The organism is Stenotrophomonas sp. KH_036_B, from assembly GCF_057839485.1.
In genome coordinates this window covers 2,716,982-2,742,445 of the sequence record NZ_CM174491.1, presented here as the reverse complement: position 1 = coordinate 2,742,445, position 25,464 = coordinate 2,716,982, and the positions used below count along the sequence as shown (strand labels likewise).

At 66.7% G+C, this 25,464-nt stretch carries 23 protein-coding genes; 11 read left to right on the top strand and 12 right to left on the bottom strand.

Annotated features, from left to right (window positions below):
• Positions 1–118: 118 nt before the first annotated feature.
• Complete coding sequence (gene rne / locus AC3ITN_RS12320) at positions 119–3,601, bottom strand: ribonuclease E (RefSeq protein WP_489390681.1); 3,483 nt, start codon at positions 3,599–3,601, stop codon at positions 119–121.
• A gap of 404 nt (positions 3,602–4,005) precedes the next feature.
• Between rne and AC3ITN_RS12315 the strand changes: the two genes are divergently transcribed.
• Entirely contained in the window at positions 4,006–4,983 is a 978-nt protein-coding gene (locus tag AC3ITN_RS12315) for an RluA family pseudouridine synthase (RefSeq protein ID WP_489390680.1), read from the top strand.
• A gap of 369 nt (positions 4,984–5,352) precedes the next feature.
• On the opposite strand, the gene zupT is transcribed toward AC3ITN_RS12315, so the two are convergent.
• The 3 genes from zupT to AC3ITN_RS12300 form a co-directional block, all read right to left on the bottom strand.
• Positions 5,353–6,162, bottom strand: a complete 810-nt coding sequence (gene zupT, locus AC3ITN_RS12310) for a zinc transporter ZupT (RefSeq protein ID WP_313346115.1) — start codon at positions 6,160–6,162, stop codon at positions 5,353–5,355.
• A 93-nt stretch (positions 6,163–6,255) separates the two neighbouring features.
• Positions 6,256–6,693: an energy transducer TonB gene (locus AC3ITN_RS12305; protein ID WP_489392924.1), complete on the bottom strand. Its 438-nt coding sequence runs from the start codon at positions 6,691–6,693 to the stop codon at positions 6,256–6,258.
• 11 nt (positions 6,694–6,704) lie between these two features.
• A complete protein-coding gene (locus AC3ITN_RS12300) occupies positions 6,705–7,046 on the bottom strand; it encodes a 4a-hydroxytetrahydrobiopterin dehydratase (RefSeq protein ID WP_313346121.1) in 342 nt (113 codons plus the stop codon).
• 91 nt (positions 7,047–7,137) lie between these two features.
• Here AC3ITN_RS12300 and AC3ITN_RS12295 point away from each other — a divergent pair, with 91 nt between their 5' ends.
• Positions 7,138–7,737, top strand: a complete 600-nt coding sequence (locus AC3ITN_RS12295; protein ID WP_313346124.1) for an NfuA family Fe-S biogenesis protein — start codon at positions 7,138–7,140, stop codon at positions 7,735–7,737.
• 9 nt (positions 7,738–7,746) lie between these two features.
• Entirely contained in the window at positions 7,747–9,531 is a 1,785-nt protein-coding gene (locus AC3ITN_RS12290; RefSeq protein ID WP_489390679.1) for a hypothetical protein, read from the top strand.
• A 59-nt stretch (positions 9,532–9,590) separates the two neighbouring features.
• Here the strand turns inward: AC3ITN_RS12290 and AC3ITN_RS12285 are convergent, their stop codons facing one another.
• Positions 9,591–10,004, bottom strand: coding sequence for a barstar family protein (locus tag AC3ITN_RS12285; protein WP_489390678.1), 414 nt, complete (start codon positions 10,002–10,004; stop codon positions 9,591–9,593).
• On the bottom strand, positions 10,001–10,480 hold the full coding sequence (locus AC3ITN_RS12280) for a guanyl-specific ribonuclease (protein WP_489390677.1): 480 nt from the start codon (positions 10,478–10,480) through the stop codon (positions 10,001–10,003). Before AC3ITN_RS12280 ends, AC3ITN_RS12285 begins: the two co-directional genes overlap by 4 nt.
• 283 nt (positions 10,481–10,763) lie before the next feature.
• Here AC3ITN_RS12280 and AC3ITN_RS12275 point away from each other — a divergent pair, with 283 nt between their 5' ends.
• The gene (locus AC3ITN_RS12275) at positions 10,764–11,375 is read left to right on the top strand and encodes a superoxide dismutase (protein WP_489390676.1); all 612 of its coding nucleotides are present in this window, start codon (positions 10,764–10,766) and stop codon (positions 11,373–11,375) included.
• Positions 11,376–11,784: 409 nt separating this feature from the next.
• Here AC3ITN_RS12275 and AC3ITN_RS12270 read toward each other — a convergent pair whose 3' ends face one another.
• Entirely contained in the window at positions 11,785–12,618 is an 834-nt protein-coding gene (locus AC3ITN_RS12270) for an endonuclease/exonuclease/phosphatase family protein (RefSeq protein ID WP_489390675.1), read from the bottom strand.
• 167 nt (positions 12,619–12,785) lie between these two features.
• On the opposite strand from AC3ITN_RS12270, the gene AC3ITN_RS12265 reads away from it, so the two are divergent.
• Together AC3ITN_RS12265 and AC3ITN_RS12260 are read left to right on the top strand one after the other, a co-directional pair.
• Complete coding sequence (locus AC3ITN_RS12265; RefSeq protein WP_489390674.1) at positions 12,786–14,348, top strand: POT-type proton-dependent oligopeptide transporter; 1,563 nt, start codon at positions 12,786–12,788, stop codon at positions 14,346–14,348.
• Between the two features lie 8 nt (positions 14,349–14,356).
• Entirely contained in the window at positions 14,357–14,986 is a 630-nt protein-coding gene (locus tag AC3ITN_RS12260) for a rhomboid family intramembrane serine protease (RefSeq protein WP_313346145.1), read from the top strand.
• 66 nt (positions 14,987–15,052) lie between these two features.
• On the opposite strand, the gene AC3ITN_RS12255 is transcribed toward AC3ITN_RS12260, so the two are convergent.
• Complete coding sequence (locus AC3ITN_RS12255) at positions 15,053–15,229, bottom strand: hypothetical protein (protein WP_313346148.1); 177 nt, start codon at positions 15,227–15,229, stop codon at positions 15,053–15,055.
• 212 nt (positions 15,230–15,441) lie between these two features.
• Between AC3ITN_RS12255 and AC3ITN_RS12250 the strand changes: the two genes are divergently transcribed.
• The 4 genes from AC3ITN_RS12250 (at position 15,442) to AC3ITN_RS12235 (ending at position 18,823) form a co-directional block, all read left to right on the top strand.
• Positions 15,442–15,744, top strand: coding sequence for a GNAT family N-acetyltransferase (locus AC3ITN_RS12250; protein ID WP_313346150.1), 303 nt, complete (start codon positions 15,442–15,444; stop codon positions 15,742–15,744).
• Positions 15,745–15,807: 63 nt separating this feature from the next.
• A complete protein-coding gene (locus tag AC3ITN_RS12245; RefSeq protein ID WP_489390673.1) occupies positions 15,808–16,671 on the top strand; it encodes a DUF3298 and DUF4163 domain-containing protein in 864 nt (287 codons plus the stop codon).
• 13 nt (positions 16,672–16,684) lie between these two features.
• Positions 16,685–17,803, top strand: a complete 1,119-nt coding sequence (gene cfa, locus AC3ITN_RS12240; RefSeq protein ID WP_489390672.1) for a cyclopropane fatty acyl phospholipid synthase — start codon at positions 16,685–16,687, stop codon at positions 17,801–17,803.
• Positions 17,804–18,100: 297 nt separating this feature from the next.
• A complete protein-coding gene (locus AC3ITN_RS12235) occupies positions 18,101–18,823 on the top strand; it encodes a hypothetical protein (protein ID WP_489390671.1) in 723 nt (240 codons plus the stop codon).
• A gap of 167 nt (positions 18,824–18,990) precedes the next feature.
• On the opposite strand, the gene AC3ITN_RS12230 is transcribed toward AC3ITN_RS12235, so the two are convergent.
• Positions 18,991–21,156, bottom strand: a complete 2,166-nt coding sequence (locus tag AC3ITN_RS12230) for a M3 family metallopeptidase (RefSeq protein WP_489390670.1) — start codon at positions 21,154–21,156, stop codon at positions 18,991–18,993.
• A gap of 244 nt (positions 21,157–21,400) precedes the next feature.
• Here AC3ITN_RS12230 and AC3ITN_RS12225 point away from each other — a divergent pair, with 244 nt between their 5' ends.
• Entirely contained in the window at positions 21,401–21,880 is a 480-nt protein-coding gene (locus AC3ITN_RS12225; RefSeq protein ID WP_489390669.1) for a glutathione peroxidase, read from the top strand.
• Positions 21,881–21,965: 85 nt separating this feature from the next.
• Here AC3ITN_RS12225 and AC3ITN_RS12220 read toward each other — a convergent pair whose 3' ends face one another.
• The 3 genes from AC3ITN_RS12220 to AC3ITN_RS12210 all read right to left on the bottom strand — a co-directional run bounded on the left by AC3ITN_RS12220 (position 21,966) and on the right by AC3ITN_RS12210 (position 25,447).
• Positions 21,966–22,745, bottom strand: coding sequence for a ferredoxin--NADP reductase (locus AC3ITN_RS12220; protein WP_489390668.1), 780 nt, complete (start codon positions 22,743–22,745; stop codon positions 21,966–21,968).
• 82 nt (positions 22,746–22,827) lie between these two features.
• Positions 22,828–24,699 carry an ABC transporter ATP-binding protein gene (locus AC3ITN_RS12215; RefSeq protein ID WP_489390667.1) on the bottom strand — a complete coding sequence of 624 codons (1,872 nt, stop codon included), beginning with the start codon at positions 24,697–24,699 and terminating at the stop codon, positions 22,828–22,830.
• A gap of 304 nt (positions 24,700–25,003) precedes the next feature.
• A complete protein-coding gene (locus tag AC3ITN_RS12210) occupies positions 25,004–25,447 on the bottom strand; it encodes a carboxymuconolactone decarboxylase family protein (protein ID WP_489390666.1) in 444 nt (147 codons plus the stop codon).
• Between the last annotated feature and the right edge of the window lie 17 nt (positions 25,448–25,464).

The following is a 25,464-nucleotide window of genomic DNA, read 5'->3' as shown; positions in this document are numbered from 1 at the left end:
CCGCCGGCCCTAAACACGCGTATTGGCAGACCAAGGCTCCCTAGCTTTGAATGCCACCCAAAAACAGACAGCGGCCCGAAGGCCGCTGTTTGTGTTTACGCATACCGCTGGAACAGGATCAGGCCTTGTCGGTCTTTTCCGGGTCCTGCTTGTCGGCATCGTCGGCCTTGGCGACATCGGTTGGGATGTCTTCGCGGGCTTCGGCATGCGCGGCCTGTGCGGCGGCATCGGTCGGTGCGGCGTCGCTGGCGGCGGTGCCGAACAGCTGGCCGTTCTGCACCACCGGTGCGGCTTCGGCAGCCTCGACACGGGCAACCGGTGCCGGCGCGGCCTGCGGGGCCGGTACGGCGTCCACGGCGTCCAGCATGCTGGTCTGCACCGGGCGACCGATTTCGGTCGGACCCGTGCGCTCGGCGGCCGGGGCATCGACAGCCACGTCCGCTGCCTTCGGCGCCTCGACGGCGGCAGGTGCGGTCGGGGCCGGGGCCGGGGTGACGACCGGCGTTTCGATGGCCTTCGGTGCCTGGGTGACGACCTGGGCTTCAACAGCCTTCGGCGCCTCGGTGACGACCGGGGTTTCGACGGCCTTCGGTGCCTGGGCCACGACCGGGACTTCAACAGCCTTCGGCGCCTCGGTGACAACCGGCGTTTCGATGACCTTCGGTGCCTGGGTCACAATCGGTGCTTCGACGGCCTTCGGTGCTTCAACCACGACCGGGGCTTCAACCGCCTTCGGCGCTTCAGCCACGGGTGCCTGCGGAGCAGCCTCCACCGGCTTGGGCGGGGCCGCCGGCATCGGCGACTCCACGAACGGCACGCGGTCGGTGTACGACGGAGTGCGCTCGGCTTCGGGCTCTGCCTTCGGGGCCGGAGCCGGAGCTGGCGTTGCCACCGGGGTCGGGGTGGCATGGCCGGCGGTCACGACCGGGCTGCTGACCACGGCCAGCGGCGCGGCGGCGGCAACGGCGGCCACCGGGGCCGGGCGCGGGGCCTGGACCGGTGCAGCCGGTGCAGCCGGGGCTGCGCCATCGTCGTCGAAGTCGAACTCGGGGTTCGGCTCGCCGTTACCCGTCACCGGGCGCGGGGCGTGGGCGGCGGTGTCACCGTCCTGCTCGCCGTCCTGGTCGTCCGCGTCGTCGTCAAGACCGCTGTCATCGTTCAGACCATCGCTGCCTGCAGCCTGCTCGCCATTGCCACGACGACGACGACGGCCACCGCGACGGCCACGACGACGGCGCGAGGCGCCTTCGCCGCTGGCGTCATCGCCCGTGCCCGGCGCTTCGCCGTGCTCGGCGGCGTCGCCTTCAGCCACTGCAGTGGTGGTCAGGTTCTCATCGGCCGGTACCGGCGTTGCCACCGGGGCGGTGGGTGCGGCGGTGCCAGGGGTCGCAGCATCGGCCACGGTCACGGCGGCGGCAGCCACCAGCGCTGCCTCGGCAACCGGTGCACCGGTCTGCAGCGGCTTGGCGGCGTCGGCCTGCGGCTGGCGCGCCGGCTTGTCGCCGTCGTTCTGCTGCCTCGGCTGACCCGGCTGCTTCTGCTTCTGGTTCAGCTTCGGCTGCTGCTCATTGCGCGGGGCCTTGGGCTGCTGCGGCTCGTTGCGCGGCTTGCCCTGCGGGGCCTGGCCAGCGGCGGGTGCCGCGGCCTGTGCGGCCACGTCGGGGCGACGCTCCTCGCGGCGCTCGCCCTTGCCGGCGCGTTCGCCCTCACGGCGGTCCTTGTTGCGGCCCTGACCCTGCGCCTGGCCGTTGCCACCGCGTTCGCCACGCTCATCGCGGCGACCGTTGCGGTCCTTGCCGTTGCGGTCCTTGTTGCGGCCGTTGCGGCTGCCGTCCTGGGCCGGGCGGTTGCCCGGCTGCGGTGCGGTGGCCGGGGCAGGCTCGCCACCGAAGATGCGCTTGAGCCAGCCCACCACGCCGGTGGCGGCCGGAGCGACCACCGGGGCGGGTGCCACCGGCGCCGGTGCGGCCACCGGTTCGGCCACTTCGCGGACGGGCGCCGGGGAGCTGTGCTTGACGTTGGTCACCGCCGGGGCGACCGGAATGTTCAGCTGGGCCTTGGTCAGGGCATGCACCGGCAGCTTGCGCGGGGTGCCGCGCTGGTAGCTGGGCTTGCCGCTTTCGTCGCCCAGCTCGTTCTCACGCAGGCGGGTCACTTCGTAATGCGGGGTGTGCAGCTGCTCGTCGGCGACGATCACGATCGGCGCGTCGTGGCGCTGCTCGATCTCGCGCAGGGCGCTGCGCTTCTCGTTGAGCAGGTAGTTGGCGATCTCGACCGGGGCCTGGACCAGCACCTGCCCGGTGTTCTCCTTCATCGCATGCTCTTCGGCCACGCGGATGATGGACAGCGACAGCGATTCAACGCTGCGCATGCGGCCGTGGCCGTCGCAGCGCGGGCAGACGATCTGGCTGGATTCGCCCAGGCTCGGGCGCAGGCGCTGGCGGCTCATTTCCATCAGGCCGAAGCGCGAGATGCGACCCAGCTGCACGCGCGCACGGTCGTACTTGAGTGCGTTCTGCAGGCGGTTCTCGACTTCGCGCTGGTGCTTGTTGGAGGACATGTCGATGAAGTCGATGACCACCAGGCCGCCCAGGTCGCGCAGGCGCAGCTGGCGGGCCACTTCCTCGGCCGCTTCCAGGTTGGTCTGGAACGCGGTGTCCTCGATGTCGCTGCCCTTGGTGGCGCGCGAGGAGTTCACGTCGATGGCGGTCAGGGCTTCGGTCTGGTCGACCACGATCGAGCCGCCGGACGGCAGGCGCACGTTGCGCTCGTACGCGCCTTCGATCTGCGATTCGATCTGGAAGCGGTTGAACAGCGGGATGTCGTCGGTGTAGTGCTTGAGCTTGCGCAGGGTCTGCGGCATCACCTGCTGCATGAACTCGCGGGCGGTGTCGTACAGCTCCTGGGTGTCCACCAGGATCTCGCCCACATCGGCGCGCAGGTAGTCACGCAGGGCGCGCACGATCAGGCGCGATTCCTGGTAGATCAGGAACGGGGCCGGCTTGGTCAGCGCGGCTTCGGCGATGGACTTCCAGACCTGCAGCAGGTAATCCAGGTCCCACTGCAGTTCTTCGGCATCGCGGCCGACGCCGGCGGTGCGGATGATCACGCCCATGTCGTCGGGGATGTTCAGCTTGTCCAGCGCTTCCTTCAGCGCGGCGCGGTCTTCGCCCTCGATGCGACGCGACACGCCACCGGCGGTGGGCGAGTTCGGCATCAGCACCATGTAGCGGCCGGCCAGGGAGATGAACGTGGTCAGGGCGGCGCCCTTGTTGCCACGCTCTTCCTTGTCGACCTGGACCACGACTTCCTGGCCTTCACGCAGCAGTTCGCGGATGCCGGCCTTGTTGTGGTCGACCCCGGCCTGGAAGTAATCGCGGGAGATTTCCTTCAGCGGCAGGAAGCCATGGCGCTCGCCACCGTACTCGACGAAGGCCGCTTCCAGCGAAGGCTCAAGGCGCGTGATGCGGCCCTTGTAGATGTTCGACTTCTTCTGTTCCTTGGACGGCTGTTCGATGTCGATGTCGTACAGCGTCTGGCCATCCACGATGGCTACCCGCAGCTCTTCAGCCTGCGTGGCATTGATCAGCATTCGCTTCATATTGCGTTCCTCGCGCGCTGCTACCGCGCGGAACGCCATGGGGTTTCGCTTCTGGTCACGCTTCGACGCCCATCGCGCATGCGCGGGGAGGGCGGCTTGGGTTTCCAGCGCTACGACACCACGGCAGGCCGCGGGAGCGCTTCTTTATGTGTTGGTTTGGGTGTTGCGGGCCGGAGGCAGCTGTCAGCCAGGCTGGAGCGCCACAGGGACATTTTTTCAGCGCAGACGCTTGTCAGGCATCCGGCGATGGCCGGGACCGCCGGTGAGCCGCTAACATGGCCGCCCCGGGGGCGGTGGCTGCGCACTGTGCCGGAATCGAGGGAAGCCGGGCTTCTGGCCCACAGCAACTTCCAACGAAATCAATCCCTTATCTCGCCCGCCGAGTGTAACAGAATAAAAGGCCAATGACCGATACCGTGCCGTCCCCCAAACCCGCTGAAGGCAAGACCAGCGTCCGTCTCCTGACTGTCCCGGCCGACCGCGCCGGGCAACGCCTGGACAACTTCCTCCTCGGCCAGCTGAAGGGTGCGCCGCGCAGTCTGGTCTACAAGCTCGTCCGCAGCGGCCAGGTCCGCGTGAACGGCGGGCGCGCCAAGGCCGAGCGCAAGCTCGTCGAGGGCGATGAAGTCCGCGTGCCACCCGTCCGTCTCACTGAGGAAGGAGACAAGGCCGGCCCGCCGGCATCCTTCATGAAGCGGCTCGAAGACGCCATCGTCTACGAAGATGAGCGCCTGTTGGCCCTCAACAAGCCCTCGGGCGTGGCCAGCCACGGTGGCAGCGGCATCAGTTTCGGCGCCATCGAGACCCTGCGCGCGCTGCGCCCGGGCAAGACGCTGGAGCTGGTGCATCGGCTGGACCGGGATACCTCGGGCCTGCTGATCGTGGCCAAGAAGCGCTCGGCGCTGAGCGAGCTGCAGGCGCTGCTGCGTGAAGACCATGGCGCGGGCATCCGCAAGCGCTACCTGACCCTGCTGGTGGGGCGCATGCCCGATGGCACCATGACCGTGGACGCCCCGCTGCACGTGGGCCTGCGCCAGGGCGGGGAGCGCCATGTGCAGGTCAATGCGATCGGCAAGGAATCGATCAGCCACTTCAAGGTGCTGGAGCGCCGCGGTGGCCATTCCTACTGCGAGGTGCGCATCGAGACGGGCCGCACCCACCAGATCCGCGTGCATGCCCAGCACCTCGGGCACCCGGTAGCCGGAGACGACAAGTACGGCGATCCGGACGTCAACAAGCGGCTTCGTGACCAGATCGGGCTGAAACGCCTGTTCCTGCACGCCGCCTCGCTGGAGTTCTCGCTGGACGCCGGCAAGACCCCGTATCTGCTCAACGCACCGCTGGCCGACGAGCTGGTCGAGGTGTTGAACCGGTTGGGGTGAGGGGGCGGGAACTTCGAACGTGACGTAGCAATGCGTAGGTCCGCGCCCTGCGTGGACACCGCGCGAAGCCCGGCTCAAGCGTCCGGAGCACGTAACCCATGGGGTACGGTGATTTTCCCGCGTGTGAACCAACCGAAGACGTCCGTCAGGCGTCCATGGCGCCTGATACGCGGTTTCGTTCTGTTTACACACCCGGACGCCTGATCGCGACCGGTTGCACAACGGTCTCCGGTCGCATGGGCCGCGCTGCGCGCGGTCTCCACGCAGGGCGTGGATCTACGAACCGTTACGTGCCCATTGGGTTCGGGACATATGAACGATTTCCCCAGAAGGGATATGGGGTCATCGGGATCGAGAGCGAGTGGCCAATCACCATTTGAACAACACCAGGCTGATCGCCAGGGTGGCCATGCCGGCCACCAGGCCGTACACGGTCTCGTGCCCCTTGGCGTAGCGCTTGGCCGCCGGCAGCAGTTCATCCAGCGCCAGGAACACCATCACCCCCGAGATCAGCCCGAACACCCAGCCGAAGGTGGCGTGGTTGAGCACGCCGGACAGCAGCACGTAGCCGATGGCGGCACCGATCGGCTCGGCCAACCCCGACAGCAGGCTGGCGCCGAAGGCATAGAACTTGTTCTGCGTGGCGAAATAGACCGGCACGGCGATGGCGATGCCTTCGGGAATGTTGTGGATGGCGATGGCGAAGGCCAGTGGCATGCCCACCGACGGGCTCTCCAGCATCGCGAAGAACGTGGCCAGGCCCTCCGGGAAGTTGTGCGCGGTGATCGCCACGGCGGTCAACAGGCCCACGCGCTTGATGTAGGCCTTGTTGTTCTCGCGGAACATCGGGTCCTGCTTGTCCAGGCTCTCGTGCGGGTTGGGAATGAGGTGATCGATCAGCACGATCAGCAGCACGCCACCCAGGAAGGCCGCCATGGCATAGGCGTAGCCCACCCGCGCGTCGTAGGCGAGGGTGAACGAATCGATCGCCTTGGTCAGGATCTCGGTCAGCGACACGAACACCATCGCGCCCCCGGCGAAGGCCAGGCCGAAGGCGAGCAGGCGGGGATTGGGGCGGCGCGAGAACAACACCATCAGGCTGCCCAGGCCGGTGGCCAGGCCGGCAGCCAGGGTCACCAGCAGGGCGACCCAGACGTTTTCATTGGAGATGTCCGGCATGTGCCACCGTGTCCTTGTCATTGTGCAGCGCGCCCCGGTCGGGGCGCGCAAAGGGAAGACTGGCGGCAGCGGGTCTTGAGGGCGCGGCGCGGCTCAGCCGCCCCGGCGTAGCCGCTCTTCGACCGCGAAGCACTCATCAGGCTTGGGCTGCGGCGGGTTGAAGCTCACCGGCACCTGGATGGTGGTGGAGACCGGTTGGCCGGCGCGGGTGGCGGCCTTGAACTGCCACCCCATCACCGCGTGCATCGCCCGGTGATCCAGGTCGCCGTTGCCGCTGCCGTTGGCGAGGGTTACTTCGCTGGGGACGCCGTCGGTGCCGATCACCACCTTCAACGTGCTGGTGCCGCCGATGCCCTGGCAGGCCAGTTCGATCGGGTACTCCGGCGGCGGGGTCTTCACCGCCGCCACCTCGGTGGGCGCCGCCACCGGCGCGGCCGGTTCGGACGGGCCGCTGCAGCTGGCGAGGGCGGCAACGCCAGCGCTGGCGATCAAGACGCGTAGCGCCACCGCATGGGTGGCTGGGTGAGGCATTTTCATGGGTATCACTCCGTCAGGGCCGAGGCCTTGGCTGCACAGATGAAGTCGTTCTCGCTCAGCCCGCCCACGTCGTGGGTGGAGAAGCGCACCACGGCGCGGTCGTAATGCACGCCCAGGTCGGGGTGGTGGTCCTCGCGGTGAGCCACCCAGGCAAGGGCGTTCACGAACGCCATGGTGGCGTGGTAGTCCTTGAACCGGAAGGTCCGGGTCAGCGCCTGGCCCTGTTCGGCCAGCTCCCAGCCGGGCACCTGGGCCAGCAGCTCGGCGATCCGGGCTTCGCCCAGCTTGTGGTCGCTGCCCTTGCGCGGCACGCAATGGGCCTGCGCCAAGGGAATCAGGTCGGCCATGAAATTCTCCATCTCGTGTATGCCTGAACAATGCGCTGGACAGTGTATAAACCGAATGAGCGCATAACATGTAAGCCGCTAGAATAGCCGCATGATCCAGATATCCGACACCGCCCAGACCTATTTCCGCAAACTCATCGAGCGCGAAGCCGTGCCCGGCATGGGCGTGCGCCTCAGCGCCGTGGACGCGGGCACCCCCCGTGCCGATGCGCGCCTGGAGTTTGCCGAACCGGCCGACCTGCTCGGTGACGAGTGGGCGGTGGACTGCGACGGCTTCACCCTGTACGTGGCCGCCACCAGCGTGGCGTGGATGGACGGCGCGGACATCGACATCGTCACCAACGCGACCGGTGGCCAGCAGCTCACCATCAAGGCGCCGAAGATCAAGGGTGAAGCCCCGAACGACGCCGCCTCGCTGGTCGAGCGCGTGCGCTGGGTGGTCGAGAACGAAGTGAATCCGCAGCTGGCCTCGCATGGCGGCAAGGTGGCGGTGCAGGAAGTGTCCGCCGATGGCGTGGTGCTGCTGCGCTTCGGCGGTGGCTGCCAGGGCTGCGGCATGGCCGATGTCACGCTCAAGCAGGGCATCGAAAAGACCCTGATGGGCCGTGTGCCCGGCATCACTGCGGTGCGCGACGCGACCGACCATGACAGTGGGCACGCGCCGTACATTCCCCGCGGCACGGCTGCCTGATCGCCCTGCGTGACATCACGTCGGGCTGACGACATCCTCGATTGGCTGCTGGCTCGCCAGCCGGACAAACGTATCGTCGAAAAGACCACGGGCCTTCCCTACGGGTGGGGCCTGTGGCTGCGCGCGTTGACGCCATTGCCGCGTCCGTTCCGTTCTACGGAAGTGATTGCCCAGTTGATCGACCGGCCGTTGCCCGGCTCGCCCGGCCGGTTGCCGGCGCTGGGCACCGTACAGGCGCTGCGCCGCCTGCTGTGGCAGACCTGGGACCCCGCGCCGCGCGACCAGCGCTGGATGCGTTGGACCTCGGCGGTGTTGAGCGTGCTGCTGCACGTGCTGTTCGCGGCGCTGCTGCTGTGGGTGGCGTTGATCCGTCCGCCGACCGAGCCGGAGCAGGGTGGCGATGGCGGACGCATCCAGGTGGAGTTCATCGGCAGCGGCACGCCGCAGGAAAGTGGCGGTGGCGAACCGGCTGCCGCGGCTGGCAGCGCGGCGGCTGCGGCCAGTGCGCAGGCCGCCTCGGCCGCTGCGGCGAGCGCGCGTGCCGGCAGTACCGCAGCGGCCACCGCCCCACAGCCGCCGGCCCAGCCCGAGCCGCAGCCGGCCGCCAGTGCCGAACCAACCCCCGCGCCGACGCCGCCCGCGCCGACGGCGGTCGAACAGCCGATCCAGGCCACCGATGTTGCCGAGGCCACCACCGATTTCGTGGTGCCGCCCACCAGCGTGCCGCGCACCGAAGTGCGGGTGATTCCGCGCGAAGCACCCGAGGTGCAGGTGCGCGAGCGCACCGTGGAGGTGGTGGAAGCCCCTGCCGCACGCGCGGTTACGCCCACGCTGCGGCCGGTTGAACCACAACTGCGTACGCCGGACGTGGCGGTGCGCGAGCGCCAGGTCACCGTGGTGGATACGCCCACGCCGCCGGTGCCCACGCCGGGCCCGCGCGTGGAAGTGACGCTGCCGCAGCGCGAGCTGCAGGTCCGCGAACGCGAGATTGCGCCGGCCCCGTCGGTGTCGGTCACGGTGGCACCGGTTCCGCAGCGCGAGATCAACGTGCCCGGGCGCAGCCCGGAGGTCACCGTGCGCGAACGCGCCGTGCCCAACGCAACACCGCGTCCGTCGCCATCACCGACGCCGACGCCGGCAGCGTCCACCGCCGCGACCACGCCCAGCCCGACCGCCGGCGCGGCCACCCAGCCGGCACCGAGCCGCAATGCCGCGTCTGCGACGACGCCGTCGAAAACCCCGGCCAGTATGCCGGCCGCGCGCCCCGCACCGAACCCGGGCAACTGGGCAACGCCGGCGCGCGGCGACGACTGGGGCGCCGCCAACCGCAACCGCGATGGCGACCGCAACGGCGCGCAGGCCAACCAGGGTGCCGGCCGCACCGGCGACGGCCTGTTCAATGCCGACGGCAGCGTGCGTGTTCCCGGCCAGGAAGGCAGTGGCGATACCGCGCGCGGCGCGCCCGGTGGCGACAACGACGGCTGGAGCCGCGAACGCATCGCGCAGTCCGGCACTTGGCTCAAGCGCCCGCCGTACGATTACACCCCGACCTCGTTCGACAAATACTGGGCGCCCAACGAATCGTTGCTGGCCGAGTGGGTGCGCAAGGGCATCAAGGCCGTGGAGATTCCGATCCCGGGCAGCAGTTCGAAGATTTCCTGCGTGGTGTCGATCCTGCAGTTCGGCGGCGGCTGCGGTCTGACCGACCCGAACATGCAGGACCAGCCGGCCGTGGCCCGCCCGCCGCCGGACATTCCGTTCAAGAAGGAACTGCAGGACGACAACGGCGGGTAAGCGCGCCTGTCGGCGCGCCCCCCTGACTCAGGGGGGCTTTTCTCCAGACCTGTTCCCAGCTACTTGTGCAGCGCGACGAATGCCCAGAAGGGCACGTTCTGCCCGGTCCATGCATCGCTTGCGTCGGCCAGCACATCCAGGAAGGTATCGAAGTCCTTCTCCGCGCCCTCCCGCAACCCATCGGCATCACTGAAGAACAGCGCATAGCCGTTGGCCTGCAGCCACGACAGATCGCGCAGGCTGTCCGACAGCGCATCCCAGTTGCCGCCAAACGACTGCGGGAAATCCAGTTGCGCGGCGATGCGCGCCAGCAGGGTACGCTTGTCATTGCACCCGTGCAGGTCGATGGTGGTCACGCGCAGCCCGGCGTCGCGCATGGCCGCCGACAGCGGCCCGATGTCCTGGTTGCCGACGGAGTACACGCCGGCGTTGTTGATGTCGTCCAGGCCCAGTTCGAATGCATCGTGGTTCATTGCCAGCTCCCGGCGGGTGGGACGTCGAAACTGCGGAAGGTTTCGTAATGATCGTCGGTGTAGAACCAACCGGTCGGCGGGTTGCCGCCGGTCACGATGCGGCGCGCGCCACGGTTGCCGGCGCCCGGCGTATCCACGGTGTACTCGCGGTAGTAGCCACGCGGGCGGTCCGGCAGGCGCTGCTCGCGGTTGCTGAAGACCCCGCCGTCCTGACGGTGCGGGTAGGGGCCGCCGCGCTGGATCAGCGCGATGGTCTGGCGCGCTTCGGCGGGCAGGAAGGCGGGTAGGGCGCTGGAGGACTGCTGCGCGGCGGCGCCCGGGTTGGCCGGTGCGTCGGTGCTGACTGCGGGGCCTGCATCGGGTTGGGTCAGCGATGGGGCGAACTGCGGCTTCGGCGCGCGCTGCGCTTCCTTGATGGCGAAGAGGCCGCCGACCAGCAGGAAGATGGCGACGAGCAGTAATAGGGGTTTGCGCATGTGAACGTTGAGTGTGCGAGGGACGAGGTTAATGTAACGTCGCCATCCCCTTAACGCATCAGGAGCAGAGCCCCCTGAGTGAGGGGGCGCGCCGACAGGCGCGGGGTGTGGGTGCTGGTAAGAAGGGGCCCGCGGTTTGCGTAGCAAAGCGTGGGGCGACAGCGCGAATGCGATGACGCGTACCCTTCCTTTACGTGGGCCTTGGTAAGCTTGGCGGCCATCCCCATCATCGACTTCGCAACGCCCGGCCTTCGCCGGGCGAGTGAGCTACCAGGAGAACCACATGGCCTACACCCTGCCCAAGCTGTCCTACGCCTATGACGCGCTCGAGCCGCATATCGACGCGGCCACGATGGAAATCCACCACACCAAGCATCACCAGACCTACATCAACAACGTCAACGCGGCACTGGAAGGCACCGAATACGCCGACCTGCCGATCGAAGAGCTGGTGAAGAAGACCAAGTCGCTGCCGGAAAACCTGCAGGGCGTGGTGCGCAACAACGGCGGCGGTCACGCCAACCATTCGCTGTTCTGGACCGTGATGGCCCCGAATGCCGGCGGCAACCCGGTCGGTGACGTCGCCCAGGCGATCGACGCCCAGCTCGGCGGCTTCGAGAAGTTCAAGGAAGCCTTCACCAAGGCCGCGCTGACCCGCTTCGGCAGCGGCTGGGCCTGGCTGAGCGTCACCCCGGACAAGAAGGTCGTGGTGGAAAGCAGCGCCAACCAGGACAGCCCCCTGGAAAACGGCAACACCCCGATCCTGGCGCTGGACGTGTGGGAACACGCGTACTACCTGAAGTACCAGAACCGTCGCCCGGAATACATCGGCGCGTTCTTCAACGTCGTCGACTGGAACGAAGTCGAGCGTCGTTACCAGGAAGCGATCGCCTGAGTTCATCGGCGGCGTGAATGAAGAAGGCCGGGCGGAAACGCCCGGCTTTTTTTTGCAACCGGTAGTGCCGGCCGCTGGCCGGCTCCAAGCGATGCATGAAGGCAAACCGGTAGTGCCGGCCGCTGCCGGCTCCAAGCGATGCATAAAGGCAAACCGGTAGTGCCGGCCGCTGGCCGGCTCCAAGCGATGCCTGAAGGCAAACCGGTAGTGCCGGCCGCTGGCCGGCTCCACGTGATGCACAGATTCGCCTGGAGCCGGCCAGCGGCCGGCACTACCTCTGATGCACAGATTCGCCTGGAGCCGGCCAGCGGCCGGCACTACCTCTGGTGCACAGATTCGCCTGGAGCCGGCCAGCGGCCGGCACTACCTCTGGTGCACAGATTTGCCTGGAGCCGGCCAGCGGCCGGCACTACTCGCCCTGCAAGCGCAACGTGGCAATGATGCCCAGGCGCAGCTCGCCTGCGTCGGTGCCTTCCAGCGCAGCCAGTTTCAACGGCTGCTGGCCCATGCCGGCGAAATGCTTGACCTGGAACAGCACGTCCAGCCCATGCCCGCGCGCCGCGCCCGCCGCGGATGGCGGATCGACCCGCTCGCCGGGATTGTTGCGCGCCGGCTGAAACCCCGGCGAGCTGCCGACCAGTTCACGGATGTCGGCCGAGAAATCGCCCGCGATCAACGAGGGCAGGCCATCGGAGGTGGCACCGATCCAGGTCATCAGGTCGCCGGTCTGGTGCTGCCGCACCTTGACCTCGTCCGGCTCGGGCCGCAGCCGCGCCACGTAGATGTTGACCAGCTCCTCCTGCAGCTTCACCCGCAGCATGCCGGCGGCGCTGAACTGGCCGGGCGGGTGCAGCAGGGTGACACCGTCCTCGGCCACCGGCAGCCGGCTGAGCAGGGCACTGCCGTGCCGCAGCGGCTGGCTGGGCGGGTCGGCGGTGACGAAGTCGCAGCTGTAGCGCAGCCGGCTGGCCAGCCAGCAGGCGGGGTTGCGGCCTTGGGTCTGCAGCACCCGCTGCACGGCAATCACGTCCGGCTGAAGCGCTTCCAGGGCCTGCAGCAGCTGATCGCGACGCTGCTCCCACTGACTGTCGTCCTGGGTGGGCAGTTCCAGTGTGGCGATCTTCAACAGGCGTGCACCGTCCTCGCTCTGGCGCGCGTGGGCCGAGGCGATGGAGGTAGACAGCAGGAGCAGCAGGAGCCAGCCGGGCCAGCGCGCTGTAACAACCGTGGGGAGGGGGCGCATAACGATAAGTTTACGCTTTGGCCGTCGACGCGCCGTGACTTCGAGCGGGTTCGGCGCGCATTTCCTGCCATGTCGCGAACGGCCTGTCACGTAGGGACGCAGCGTGCGTGCCCGTGGCCCTTCCGGTAACCTTGCGCCCTTTAGACCCCGCAGGACAGCCCCATAGAATGAGCACGATCGCAGCCGCCAGCGCCGGCAAGGGAAAAATGCCGCGCCAGATTCCGTACATCATTGGCAATGAGGCCTGCGAGCGGTTCAGTTTCTACGGGATGCGCAACATCCTGGTGCAGTTCCTGATCACCTCGCTGCTGCTGCAGGAGATCACGTCCGAAGGGCGGGCCGGCGAGGCCAAGGACATCATGCACAGCTTCATGATCGGCGTGTATTTCTTCCCGCTGCTCGGTGGCTGGCTGGCCGACAAGTTCTTCGGCAAGTACCACACCATCCTCTGGTTCAGCCTGATCTACTGCGCCGGCCACGCCTGCCTGGCGCTGTTCGAGAACAGCCGCGAGGGCTTCTTCTTCGGCCTGGGCCTGATCGCGCTGGGCGCGGGCGGCATCAAGCCGCTGGTGGCCTCGTTCATGGGCGACCAGTTCGACCAGAGCAACAAGCACCTGGCCAAGCTGGTGTTCGACGCCTTCTACTGGATCATCAACTTCGGCTCGCTGTTCGCCTCGCTGCTGATCCCGCTGGCGCTCAAGAACCTGGGGCCGCAGTGGGCCTTCGGCATTCCCGGCATCCTGATGTTCGTGGCCACCTTCGTGTTCTGGCTGGGCCGCAAGCGCTACGTGCTGGTCCCGCTGCCGCCGAAGGACCCGCATTCGTTCGGCAACGTGGTGCGCACCGCGCTGACGGCGCAGGTGCCGGGCAAGGGCCGTCCGGGCCTCACGCTGGCGATCCTCGGTGCGGTGCTGGCGGTGGCCTCGATGGCCCTGGTCGGCATGCTCGGTATCGTGATCTGCCTGTGCATCGCGCTGGTGCTGGTGCTGGTCGGCGTGGGCGGTGGCACCTGGATCCAGCTTGACCGCGCCCGTGCCGTGCATCCGGCCGAGGCCGTGGAAGGGGTGCGTTCGGTGCTGCGCGTGCTGGTGATCTTCGCGCTGACCACGCCGTTCTTCTCGCTGTTCGACCAGAAAGCATCCACCTGGGTGCTGCAGGGCCAACAGATGGCCATGCCGTCCTGGTTCACCGCCTCGCAGATGCAGGCGTTGAACCCGCTGCTGGTGATGATCCTGATTCCATTCAACAACCTGGTGCTGTACCCGGCGCTGCGCCGTTTCGGCTTCGAGCCGACCGCGCTGCGCCGCATGACCGCCGGCATCGCCTTCAGCGGCCTGGCCTGGATCGTGGTGGGTGGCATCCAGGTGATGATGGACGGCGGCAACGTCATGTCGATCTTCTGGCAGATGCTGCCGTACGCGCTGCTGACCTTCGGTGAGGTGCTGGTCTCGGCCACCGGCCTGGAGTTTGCCTACAGCCAGGCGCCGCAGGCGATGAAGGGCGTGGTGATGAGCTTCTGGAACCTGACCACCACCATCGGCAACCTGTGGGTGCTGCTGTCCAACGCGGCGGTGCGCAACGATACGGTGACCCACAAGATCGCCAGTACCGGGCTCAGTGAGGCGGCGTTCCTGATGTTCTTCTTCGCCGGCTTCGCGTTCGTGGCGGCGTTGGCCTTCGGTTGGTATGCAAAGCGCTATCGTATGGTCGACAACTACCGCGCTGCCTGAGTACCCCCATGCAACTGACCCCCGTCAACCTGCTGCTGATCGCCATCACCGTCCTGGTGTCGTGGATGGCGTTCAAGAACCGCGCCCTTGCCGACCGCCTCATCCTGTGGCCGCCGGCGGTGGACCGTAAACGCCAGTACGACCGCCTGGTGACCTACGGTTTCATCCACGCGGATCTGGCCCACCTCGCGTTCAACATGATCACGCTGTTCTTCTTCGGCGGCCAGATCGAAGCGCTCATGGTGAACCTGACAGGCAGCTACCTGACCTATCCGGCGTTCTATCTGGGGGCGCTGGTGGTGTCGATCCTGCCCAGCTACCTGAAGAACCAGAAGAACCCGAACTACCTGAGCCTGGGGGCGTCGGGTGCGGTGTCGGCGGTGTTGTTCGCCTTCATCCTGGTCAGCCCGTGGAGCATCATCTTCGTGTTCTTCATCCCCGCGCCGGCGATCATCTATGCCGTGTTCTACGTGGGCTACAGCATCTGGATGGACCGCCGTGGCGGCGACCGCATCAATCACAGCGCGCACCTGGCCGGTGCCGCGTTCGGCGTGATCTTCATGTTGGCCATGCGGCCGGCGATCTTCGAGCATTTCCTGCGCGAACTGAGCAACCCGACCTTCAGGCTGGGTGGCTGAAGCGGGTACCGACCAACGGTCGGTACCTACCAGCAGGTCACCACCGTGGGTGGTGACGCTGTTGCCTTACGCCGCGAAACGGCGGTCGCCACCGTAGGTGCTGAGCAGGCGGGCATAGACCTCGTGGTCGATGAGATCGAATTCCGATCCCTGGGTCTGGCCGTTCAGGGCCAGCTGGAACAGGCCTTCCAGCAGCGAGCTGTCGGCATCGCCGGGCTGGGTGAAATCGGGTGCATGGTCCATGTAACGCTCCTTGGGACACGGATGGGGCAGTCGGTAGTCGCAAAACCCGTGCCAGCTTTTGCGACCTGTCCGTTACCGATAGCGGCTTGAGCCCGCCCGACTTTAGGGCTGGAAGTGACAAAAAATGTCGGCTGTTGCCCCTGTTCAGGCTTCACGCGATCATGGCGCTACGCTGCGCACTATCGCCACAGTCGCCGCAGGAGACAGTGCCCATGGCTTCGGTCACCCCGCCGGGTTTGGCATATGAGGTGGAGCACGATCTGGCCCGCCACCGGTTCCAGGCCCGCATCCGTGGGCATCTGGCGCTGCTGGACTACAAGATCAAGGGAAAGCGCATGACCATCACCCATACCGAGGTACCCGAGCCGATCAGTGGCCAGGGCATCGCGGGGGAGCTGACCAAGGTGGCGCTGCGCTATGCGCGCGACAACAGGTTCAAGGTGGTGCCGGCGTGTGCGTATGCCGAAGCCTTCCTGGAGCGGCACGAGGAATACAACGACCTGTTGGTGCCTTGAGCACGGCAGGGGATGTTTCAGGGACGACGGATCATGATGCTGGGTTTCAACAAGGGGATTGCAATGAACATCGCAGGAAACCGCCGCGCGCTGCGTAGTGGCGCGCTGGCGTTGGCCGTGGGGCTGGTGCTGCTGGCCGGCTGCAAGCGCGACGAGGACAGTGCCGCACCGGCACCGGCCGATACCGCCGCCACGGCGTTGCCGGGCAACGTCGAGGCCCCGGCGGCCGCCGAGGCACCGGTCGCGTTGCGCGACGTGATCGAGAACACGCCACAGGCCGTGATCGGCATCAGCTACCCGCAGGACGTCAACCGCTATCCGGCCCTGGCCAAGGCGCTGTCGGACTACGCCACCGCCGCGCGTGCCGAACTGCAGCAGGCCGTGGACGGGCTGGGCAATGACAAGCCGACGATGCCCTACGAGCTGTCGCTGAGCTTCGAGAAGGTGCTGGACACGCCAACGCTGGTGGTGATCAGTGCCGATGGCAGCCGCTACACCGGCGGCGCCCATGGTGAGCCGCTGGTGGCGCGTTTCGTGTGGCTGCCCGAACAGCAGCAGATGCTGACCGCCGACAAGCTGATTGCCGATACCAAGGGCTGGGGCGTGGTCAGCGACTACATCGCCGACCAGCTGCGCGAGCGCGTGGCCACGCGCCTCAGCAGCGAAGACATGGAACCGGGCCAGCTGCAGGAATCGCTGCGCAGCGCCAGCCGCATGATCGCCGATGGCACCGGCGCCAGCGCCGACAACTTCGGCCAGTTCCAGCCGCTCACCGACCCCAACGGGCTGATCACCGCCGTGCGCTTCGTGTTCCCGCCCTACCAGGTGGGGCCGTACTCGGATGGCACGCAGACCGTGGACGTGCCGGCCAGCGTATTGGCCCCGCACGTTGCCCCGGCCTACGCCGGCCTGTTCGCCAAGGGTTAGCGGAGGGCAGGCCGTGGACGTGGGGCTGCAACGGCGGGTGATCGAGTTGCTGCACGAGGCGGACGTCACTGTCGACGGTGACCGCCCCCATGACATCCACGTGCACGACCCGCGCTTCTATTCCCGCGTGATCGCCCAGGGCTCGCTTGGCCTGGGCGAAAGCTACATGGACGGGCTGTGGGATGCGGCGTCGCTGGATGGCTTCCTGCTGCAGGTGATGCAGGCCCATCTGGACGCGCGCGTGCATGGCTGGCGCGAGCTGGCCGACGGACTCAAGGCGCGGTTGTTCAACCTGCAGGCCGGCGGCGGCAACCTGGAAGTCGGTCGCCGCCATTACGACCTCGGCAACGATCTCTACCACGCCATGCTCGGCAAGCGGCTGGTCTACAGCTGCGGTTACTGGGCCCGCGCCAGCGATCTGGACAGCGCACAGGAAGCCAAGCTCGACCTGATCTGCCGCAAGCTCGGGCTGCGCACCGGCCAGCGCGTGCTCGACATCGGCTGCGGCTGGGGCGAGGCACTGAAGTTCGCCGCCGAACGCTACGGCGTCTCCGGCGTGGGCATCACCATCTCGCAGGAACAGGCCGACTACGCACGCGCGCTGTGCGCGGGCCTGCCGATCGAGATCCGGCTGCAGGATTACCACGACGTGGACGAGCGCTTCGACGCGATCCTGTCGGTGGGCATGTTCGAGCATGTCGGCGACAAGAACTACCGCGGCTACTTCGAGATGGCGCGGCGCTGCCTGCAGCCGGGCGGGTTGTTCCTGCTGCACAGCATCGGCAGCAACCGTTCGCGCCACCGCACCGACCCGTGGATCGCGCGCTACATCTTCCCCAATTCGCTGCTGCCGTCGGCCGCGCAGATCACCGCTGCCTACGAGGGTCTGTTCGTGCTGGAGGACTGGCACAGCTTCGGCCCCGATTACGACCGCACCTTGCAGGCCTGGCGCGCCAATGTTGAAGCGGCATGGGAGCGTCTTGACCCGCAGCGTTACGACGAACGTTTCAGGCGCATGTGGCGCTTCTACCTGGCCGGCTCGATGGCCAGCTTCCGCTGCCGCCACGCCCAGCTGTGGCAGCTGGTGCTGTCGCCGAACGGCGTCCCGGGCGGCTACATCGCGCCGCGGTGATCATGTGTTGCTGATGACGGTGATCGACGCTGGCGCAACGGTGTGGCACATTCCGCACACGACCCTCCTCACTACACGCTGTGGGTGAAGCCCGGGCAGTCGCGTCGCGTCGCGGTAGGCGAACCGCAGTGGGGAAGCGGATTTACCGGTAGCAGAGGCGATATCGACAAGGGTCCGTTCACCCTCCGTCTTTCCGATCACCGGTTCAAATGCACCTACCGATCCGAATCTTTTGTGCCGGCTGAAATGGATGCGGGAAAATGACGAAGTGCGTGGAACATTGCTGGGGAGCTGCGTGTGAGTGCTGCTGAAACGCTTCAAGGATTGCGCGAGATCGAGTTTCACGACGCGCTGCTGGGTGATCTGACCTTCTGCGTGGAAACACGGTCCTGCACCGTGCAGATGGCGATCTATGAAACAGAGCACGCGAGGCACAGGACCGAGGCAGCGCTCGCAATGACGTCGGTCGAGCGTTGTTTTGCCAGCCTGGATTTCAGGGATTTGCTGGCCAACGCGTTCGCAGGCAACGTCCAGAATTGCCGGGTGGATCTCGAACGTGGTGCGGTACGTCACTATCTGTGCGGAGGCATGCTGGAGACCATTCCAGGCAGCGTATCGCTGAGCTATGGCCGGGAGCTTGATCCGGTTGATGCCGCTGATGACGTTGATCAGACGCCTGGCGGCACGATGATAGCCGACTCGTTCACGGCGCTTGCAGGCGTGGACTTCATGAATTCGATTCTGCTGAGGGTCGAGGTTTCACCGAAGCACGGAACGTGCACGCTGCATGTTCAAATGTGCCCGACGGAGGATTCGCTTGATCGCGTCGCTGCGCGGATCGTGCTGAGCGGTGTGGTCTTCTGCCTCGTGAGCATGGATATGCCAAGCCTTGCCGTCGAGCGGATGCACGGGAACACCCTGGTCTGTCATGTGAAAGAGAAGCGCAACATTTTCCGGTGGTACCTGATGGACGGCTTGATCGATGTCCGCGCGAAGTCCGTGTCCCTGATTCGGGATTGACGTTGCGCGTGCCGCCACAAAAAACCGCCCGGCTTTTGGCCGGGCGGTTTTTTGTTTCAAACAGCAGATCAAGGGATCAGCGGACTAACAGTCCGCTCTACACAGTCCGCTCTACACAGTCCGCTCTACACAGTCCGCTCTACACAGTCCGATCTACACCGGCCGCGTTAGTTCTTTTCTGCGGTCAGGCCGCGCTTTTCGAGCAGCGGCTCGATCTGCGGTTCGTGGCCGGCGAAATCGCGGAACAGCTGCATGGCATCCACGCTGCCGCCCTTGGACAGCAGGGTGGCACGGAAGTGGTCGCCGTTCTTGCGGCTCAGGCCGCCATTCTCGCGGAACCACTTCTGGGTGTTGGCGTCCAGCACTTCCGACCAGATGTAGGCGTAGTAGCCGGCCGAGTAGCCGCCCATGATGTGGCTGAAGTACGGGGTCTTGTAACGCGGCGGCACCGGCGCGTAGTAAATGCCGTCCTTCTCCAGCGCGGCGCGCTCGAAGGCCATCACGTCCTTGGCGGCCGGCACCTGGTCCGGGCCGATCTGGTGCCAGCGCTGGTCAAGCATGGCCGCGCCCAGGTATTCGGTGGTGGCGAAGCCCTGGTTGAACTTGGCCGCGGCGATCACCTTGTCCAGCAGTGCCTGCGGCATGGCGCCACCGTTCTGGTAGTGCTTGGCGTAGTTCTTCAGGATGAGCGGGTTGTCCGACCACATCTCGTTGACCTGCGAGGGGAACTCGACGAAGTCGCGCGGCACCGAGGTGCCCGAGAAGTACGGGTACTTCACGTTCGAGAACATGCCGTGCAGGGCATGGCCGAATTCGTGGAAGGTGGTGGTCACTTCGTCCCAGGTCAGCAGGGTCGGCTGGCCGGCCGGCGGCTTGGGGATGTTGAGGTGGTTGGCCACCACCGGCTTGAAACCGGTCAGCGCGGACTGGGACACGTACGAGTTCATCCACGCACCGCCACGCTTGGAGGCGCGCGCGTACGGGTCGAAGATGAAGATCGCCAGCTGGCTGCCGTCGGCGTCGAACACGTCGTAGACGGTCACGTCGTCGTGGTAGACCGGCAGGTCGGTGCGCTGCTTGAAGCTCAGGCCGTATTCCTGGTTGGCGGCGAAGAACACGCCGTTCTCCAGCACGTTCTTCAGTTCGAAGTAGGGCTTGAGCTGGGACTCGTCGAAGTTGTACTTGGCCTGGCGGACCTTCTCGCTGTAGTAGGCCCAGTCCCACGCTTCCAGCTGGAAGCTCTTCTTGCCGGCGGCCTTCTGTTCCTTGTCGATCATGGCCTGCAGGTCGGCCGCTTCGCGCTTGGCGTTGGCGACGGCGGCCGGGGCGAGCTGGCCGAGCATGGCGTTGACCGCTTCTGGGTTCTTGGCGGTCTGGTTGGTCAGGTTGTAGGCGGCGAAGTTGTCGAAGCCCATCAGCTTGGCCTTGTCGGCGCGCAACTGCATGATGCGCGAGACCAGCGCGGTGTTGTCGAACTCGCCACCGCGGCTGCCGCGGGTCACCGAGGCGTCGTAGATCTTCTTGCGCAGGTCGCGGTTGGCCAGGTTGGTCAGCGGCGGCTGGCCGGTGGTGTTGAGCAGCGCGATGACGTACTTGCCGTCGAGCTTGCGCGCCTTGGCCGCTTCGGCGGCGGCAGCGATCTGCTCGGCCGACAGGCCGTCGAGCTGCTTGACGTCATCGACGACGATGGCCGAGGCGTTCACTTCGTTCTGCACGTTCTGGCTGAACTTCGTGCCCAGATTGGCCAGCTCGGCGTTCATTTCCTTGAGCTTGGTCTTGTCGGCTTCGTTGAGCTTGGCACCCGCGCGCACGTAGCTCTCGTAGTACTTCTCGACCAGGCGCACGCCTTCGGCGTCCAAGCCCAGCTGGGTGCGGGTGTCGTACAGCGACTGGATGCGGGCGAACAGCTTGCCGTTCAGCGCGATGGCATCGGCGTGCGCGGCGAATTTCGCCGAGTAGTCGGCCTGCAGCTTCTTGCGCGCATCGTTGGTGTCGGCGCCGACCAGGCTGAAGAACACGGTCGTGGCGCGATCCAGGGTGTCACCGCTCTTTTCCAGGGCGATGAGGGTGTTGTCGAAGGTCGGCTTGGCGGTGTTGTTGGCGATGGCCTCCACTTCCTTCAGCTGCTGGGCCATGCCAGCGTCGAAGGCGGGCGCGAAGTCGCTGTCCTTGATCTTGTCGAACTGCGGGTAGTGCAGCGGCAGGGTGCTGTCGGCGAAGAACGGGTTGGCCTGCTGGGCGGCGCTGGCGGCCGGGGCGGCGGCAACGGCGGAATAGGCGGGCAGGGCAAGGCCGAGGGTCACGGCGACAGCAAGGGCAAGACGGGTGGTCAAGGGGAATTCTCCGGTCAGACAAGTGCCCGAGGGTAACCCGGGCCGGTGGGGCCGGGCTTGTGTCGAAAGGCATGTGCGCAGCGGTCGCAGCCGCGCGGCACCTGACCGTAGAGCCACCCCCTGGGTGGCGGCGAGCACCAGAACCGTAGAGCCACCCCCTGGGTGGCTGCGCGGCGCCAGAACGATGCACAGCCACCCATGGGGTGGCTCTACAATGCCGGTAACCCGCTCTGGAGCTCCCGCCATGACCACCGCCTTCGATTTCTCGTTCGTGGACCTCACCGGCCAGCCGCAGGCGCTGGAGCAGTACCGGGGCAAGGTGCTGCTGCTGGTGAACGTGGCCAGCAAGTGCGGCTTCACCCCGCAATACGAAGGGCTGGAGGCGCTATGGCGCGAGTATGGTCCGCGCGGGCTGGTGGTCATCGGCTTCCCGTGCGACCAGTTCGGCCACCAGGAACCGGGCAATGCCGAGGAGATCCGCAGTTTCTGTTCGTTGACCTATGAAGTGGACTTCCCGCTGTCGGACAAGGTTGACGTCAACGGCGATGGCGCGCATCCATTGTGGCAGTGGTTGAAGTCGGAAAAGTCGGGTCTGCTGGGCACCCGCGGCATCAAATGGAACTTCAGCAAGTTCCTGGTCGGGCGCGATGGACAGGTGCTGCAGCGGTATGCGCCGACCGATACGCCGGAAAGCCTGCGCGGGGATATCGAGGCGGCGTTGTAGAGCCACGCCCTGCGTGGCATCGCGGTGCCCACCGGAGAGCAGCCACGCAGGGCGTGGCTCTACGCGGTGGTGCAACGGTCGGCGATCATTTTTCGACGAACGCGCGCTCGAACACGTAATGGCCCGGGGTGCCGATGCGCGGCGAGGTCTGGAAGCCGCGGGCGTCCAGCACGGTGCGCAGGTCGGCCAGCATCTGCGGGCTGCCGCAGATCATGGCGCGGTCGTTGTCCGGGCTCAGCTCGGGCAGGCCCAGCGTGCGCTGCATCTCGCCGCTTTCCAGCAGCGAGGTCAGGCGGCCCTGGTTGGGGAACGCTTCGCGGGTCACGGCGGGGTAGTACAACAGCTTGTCGCCGATCATCTCGCCCAGGAACTCGTGTTCGCGCAGTTCCTTTTCGAACAGGTCGCGGTAGGCCAGGTCCTTTTCGTAACGCACGCCGTGGGTGAGGATCACCTTGTCGAAGCGTTCGTAGGTTTCCGGGTCCTTGATCACCGACAGCCACGGCGCCAGGCCGGTGCCGGTGCCCAGCAGGTACAGGTGCTTGCCGGGGTGCAGGTCGCTGATGAGCAGGGTGCCGGTGGGCTTCCTGCCGACCAGTACCTTGTCGCCCGGCTTGATGTGTTGCAGCCGCGAGGTCAGCGGACCGTCCTGCACCTTGATGCTGAAGAACTCGAGGTTCTCTTCCCAGTTGGCGCTGGCGATGGAATAGGCGCGCAGCAGCGGCCGGGTCTCGGTTTCCAGGCCGATCATCACGAACTGACCGTTCTCGAAGCGGAAACCGCTGTCGCGGGTCGTGGTGAAGCTGAAGTAGGCGTCGGTCCAGTGACGGACCTCAAGCACCGTTTCGGCGCCGAAAGCGGAAGACATGGGGGTGGGGTCTGATCTGTGTTGTCCCGCCCAGTTTAGCTCAAATGAGATAAATTCTCATTGAACCCCCGTCGGCCCCCGGTCAGCGGTACCCCGCCGCCTGCAGCTCGAACAGCTCGGCGTAGCGGCCGCCTTGGGTCATCAGCTGGGCGTGGGTGCCACTGGCTTCGATCCGCCCCCCGGCCAGCACCAGGATGCGGTCGGCCATGCGTACCGAGGAGAAGCGGTGCGAGATCAGCACGGCGGTGCGGTTGTCGGACAGTTCCTTGAACCGCTGGAACACCTCGAACTCGGCGCGCGCGTCCAGCGCGGCGGTCGGCTCGTCCAGGATCATCACTTGGGCATCGCGCATGTACGCGCGGGCGATGGCGATCTTCTGCCACTGGCCGCCGGACAGGTCCACGCCCTGTTTGAAGCGGCGCCCGATCAGCTGCTCGTAGCCGTTGGGCAGGGCGGCAATGACGTCCTCGGCCATGCCACGGCGCGCGGCGTCGCGGATGCGCGCATCGTCGGTCATGGCCTCGACCAGGCCCACGCCGATGTTCTCGCCGGCGCTCAGGTTGTAGCGCACGAAGTCCTGGAAGATCACCCCCATGTTGGCGCGCAGGTCGTCCAGGTCGTAGTCGCGCAGGTCGCGTCCATCGAGCAGGATGCGGCCTTCATCGGGGTCGTACAGACGCGCCAGCAGCTTGACCAGCGTGGTCTTGCCCGCGCCGTTCTCGCCGACCAGTGCCAGCACTTCCCCGGCGCGCAGTTCGAAATCCAGGTGGCGCACCGCCCAGGACTCGGCATCGGGGTAGCGGAAGCCGACGTTCTCGAAGACGAACCCCTGGGTGATCGGCTGCGGGATGGCCACGGCATCGGGTCGCGAGTGGATCTCCGGCTGGATCTGGAAGAACGAGAACAGATCATCCAGGTACAGCGCCTGGCTGGCCACCTGCGAGAAGCCGATCAGCAGGCCCTCCAGCAGCTGGCGCAGGCGCAGGAAGCTGCCGGCCAGGAAGGTCAGGTCGCCGATGGAGAAGTCGCCGCGCACGGTGCGCCAGGCGATGTAGGCGTACGCGGTGTAGTACCCCAGCGTGCCCAGCGCGGCCAGCAGGGTGCCCCAGAACGCACGCTTGCGCGCCAGCGTGCGGTTGGCGCGGAAGAACTTCTCGGCCAGGAACCGGTAGCGGTCGATCAGGAACCGATGGAGGTTGAAGATCTTCACCTCCTTGGCGGTTTCCACGCTGGCGCCGATCTGGCGCAGGTAGTCCAGCTGGCGGCGCTCGGGCGTCCACTGGAAGTTGAGGCTGTAGCCGGCCGCATTGAAGTGCGCTTCGCCGATGAACGCCGGCACCAGCGCCACGCCCAGCAGCAGGATCAACCACGGTGCGTAGACCAGCAGGCCCACCGCCAGGCTGGCCACGGTGATGGCGTCCTGCACCTGGCCGAACAGCTGGCTCATCAGGTTCATGCGGCCCATGGTCTGGCGGCGCGCGCGGTCGAGCTTGTCCTGCAGGTCGGGGTCTTCGAAGTCTTCCAGGTCCAGCTCGGCGGCGTGTTCCATCAACCGGATGCTGGTGACGTTGGTGAACAGCTCCGAGAGCAGCGTGTCGGCATAGCTGACGATGCGGCCCAGCAGGTCCGAGGCGATGGCCAGCCCGAACTCCAGCGCGAGCAGGCCCAGCAGCGGATTGAGCAGGCCGCTGTACAGCGCCTCGTCGAACGGCGGGAACCCCGCCTCGTGTCGGCTCAGCAGCAGTGCTGCGTCGATGATGAGCTTGCCGACATACAGCATCGCCACCGGCAGCAGCGCACGGATGATGCGCAGGCCCAGGCTGGCGGTGGCCAGCGCGGGGCTGGTCTGCCAGACCTGGCGCAGGAACGGGGGCAGGTTGCGCATCGCCTTGAAGCGTTCGCGCAGGCTGGGATTCTTCTGGCCGGAGGGACCGGCAGCGGGGGAGGCGGGCATGGCCGCATTGTGCCAGCCCGCGTTGTGACAAAGCGGTAGTGCCGGCCGCTGTCCGGCTCCCCGGGATGTAACGAAACATCGTAGTGCCGGCCGCTGGCCGGCTCCTCGGGATGTAACGAAAAATCGTAGTGCCGGCCGCTGGCCGGCTCCTCGGGATGTAACGAAAAATCGTAGTGCCGGCCGCTGGCCGGCTCCTCACGATGCAGGTTGTACGGAGAGCCGGCCAGCGGCCGGCACTACGCGGCGCTGGCGGTCACGGCCGCCACGCACCAACGGACAGGTGCCCAGCGGTGGTGGGTACGCGTTACGGCAACGGCGGCAACAGACCTGCGCCCAGTCGGTTCCAGGCGTTGATGACCGCGATGCCCATGCTCAGATCGCTGATGCCCTTCTCATCGAAATGCGGCGCCAGCGCGTCGAAGACAGCGTCCGAGGGCGCGGCCGTGCTCAGCCGGGTCAGCGCCTCGGCCCAGCCCAGCGCGGCCTTTTCGCGGTCATCGAAAAACCGGCTCTCGTGCCACGCCGGCAGCGTGTCCAGCTTGCGCGGCTCGATCCCGCCCTTGCGCAGGGCGGTGCCATGCATGTCCATGCAGTAACCGCAGCCGTTGATCTGCGACACGCGCAGGAACACCAGTTCCATCAGGGTCGGGTCGATCGAACTGTCATGCACGGCCTTGCTGGTGGCCAGCAGGCCCTTGAACGCATCGGCTGCCAGGCGGGTGTAGGGAACGCGGGGTGACGCGGACATGGGGCAACTCCATGACG